The organism is Anoxybacillus sp. (assembly GCF_036834105.1).
Classification (GTDB): Bacteria; Bacillota; Bacilli; order Bacillales; family Anoxybacillaceae; genus Anoxybacillus.
In genome coordinates this window covers 1-2,295 of the sequence record NZ_DAITON010000211.1, presented here as the reverse complement: position 1 = coordinate 2,295, position 2,295 = coordinate 1, and the positions used below count along the sequence as shown (strand labels likewise).

The following is a 2,295-nucleotide window of genomic DNA, read 5'->3' as shown; positions in this document are numbered from 1 at the left end:
TGTTGCGGCGTTTTTTTATACACCGCTTCTTCGGTTAAAAATTCCACGCGCTCACTCTCCTTTTATCGTTCACCTACTTTATTTATCGTCACGATTTTTCAATGTTTAATAGTTTCGTTCCATTTTTTCAATTAAAATTAAAATTTCTGCGATGACTGCGTACAGTTGTGGGGGAATCGTATCGCCAAGGTCAAGATCAAGTAAATGTTGTACGAGCGCGGCATCTTGTTCGACGGGCACTCCATTTTGTTTGGCGAGTTCGATAATTTTTTCTGCCACATAGCCGCACCCGTGGGCGACGACGGTCGGCGCTTTATCTCCTTCTTCATAGCGAATGACCGCCGCCGACGGACCGTTTATTTCCCGTTTTCGTTTTTGGTTAAAGTACATCATATTGTAAAATCATATCCTTTCTCCGTCCATGTTGCCCGTTTCGGCTCATTCGTTTTTTCTTCTTTTTTCTCAAACGTCGTAAATTGTACGTGACCGACGCGGTAGCCGATGTCTTCCAACCTTTTTGTCGCCGTTTCGATGAGCGGACGCATGCGCTCTGCAAAATCTTCGCGATCGTTACGAAACGTCACAGAAATTGTTCGTTCGTTCGCACTTAACAGCACGCCGACATCGCCGAGCTTTTTCGTTTCAAGTAAAAAGTATAAGCTGCAGTTTTCCCAATCGACTCGTTTTCCGTCGTTTCGGGCATTGACATATACTTTCACATCTTTTACTTCCTTTTGTAGCAACAACGGGATCGTAAAAAAGAGCGTTTGCATCGCACTTCCTTGATCGTTTTTATTCAGCAGCTGTTGCCCGGTCATATTCGTCAACGCTTGTTCTGCTTGTTTCGCTGCTTCTCCACCTGTCTGTGCTAATTTCATTAAGAGTCCTTTCATCGTATCTTCCGTTTGTTCGCTTTCACCGTTAAACACGAGTGCATTCGCCATATCGGTTTCATGCATCAAGCCGAGGCGACGAATCGTTTGCAGCATATGACGCGCGGACGGCTCCGGTTGGACAACATCGTTCCATTGCGCGAGTAATGCTTGTTCTGGCGCTTGTTGTTTAAGAGACTGAGCGTCGACAAAATGCTTCACTTTCACATCGGACGGCTTAAATTGCATTTGTTCAAGCGTACTTTTTACTTGTTTTACGATTTTTTGCGCTTCTGTCATTTGCCCTTTCTCTAACAGCTTTTTCGCTTCTGCTAATTGCGAACTTGCTTGCAGTAATTTTTTCTCCATCGTCATATCGGCAAACAACATCGCATCGCTTTTTAAAATCGTTTGGTCGAGCTGTTTAATCGTCGTTTCTAGCAATTGTTTTGCTTGCGGTCGCGCCGCTTGCTTGTATTGAGTAATGAGATGATCAATCGCCTCTAAATTGCGCATCATATCACGCTTCGTTTGTTGGAACTGTTTCGTCGCTTCTGCCATCCGTTTCGTGACGGTTTGCACGATAATATCTTTTGATTGCAAGCCGAGCGCAGCTAACGATTCGTACGCCGCATCATCAGCTGTTGAGGTATTGTTTGGCAACAACGTCTGTTCAACTTGTTGAAGCGCTTGAACGACCGTTTGTCTTGCGGCCATTTCTCGCCCGTTTTCTGCAAGCTCATCAGCACGAGCAAACGCTTCATGAAGTGACGGTTCCATATGTTGAGCGAGTTGCGCACGCGCCACGTTTAGCGCTTCTTTCACATTTGGCTCCTTTTGTATCGTTTTCATCGCTTGAGCGATAGCAACACGTACATCATTCGTTACACGTTTTCCACTTTCTGTTATTACAAGGGCTGTGAATAGCTGTTGGCGTTGTTTGTCGAGCATTTGTGTAACTTGCTGAAGCGTTTGCGCCATATTTGGTTGTTTAGCAAGTGTCGCATCACCTTGAAGCTCACGAACCGCTTCTGCCAACGTCATTGTTTGTTGTTCAAGGCGATCGGCAATCATATTTGCACGATGGACATATTCAGGCACGAGCTGTTGTTCGATGGCACGTAACGTTTGCACGAGCTTTTGCTGTGCCTCTGCACCACGACCAACTGCTTCAAATAATTTTGCTTGATTTAATGCTTGAATGACTTTCTCTGCTTCGTTCGCTGGTAACGTACGAGCGACTTCTCTCACTTGCGGCTCGATTGCTCTCACATTTGGGGCACTTTCTGCTTGTTTCCGTACTTCAGCGACCTGCTTTAACTGTGTTTCTTTTGCCTCCAACGCCGTGGTTGGCGCATTCGTTCGGATCACTTCTTTCGCTGTCCGCACGACATCCGCAACCGCTTCTTCTTCCACCGTACGT

The 2,295-nt window shown here is 45.8% G+C and carries 1 protein-coding gene and 1 pseudogene; both read right to left on the bottom strand.

The window, feature by feature from the left end; all coding sequences use genetic code 11:
• Window positions 1–105 precede the first annotated feature (105 nt).
• Window positions 106–393 (bottom strand): EscU/YscU/HrcU family type III secretion system export apparatus switch protein, encoded by a 288-nt coding sequence (locus V7Z64_RS12975; RefSeq protein WP_334110691.1) that lies wholly within the window; start codon window positions 391–393, stop codon window positions 106–108.
• A pseudogene (locus V7Z64_RS12970) lies at window positions 390–2,295 on the bottom strand (metal-dependent peptidase); the annotation flags it as partial. The gene V7Z64_RS12975 and the pseudogene V7Z64_RS12970, both read right to left, overlap by 4 nt.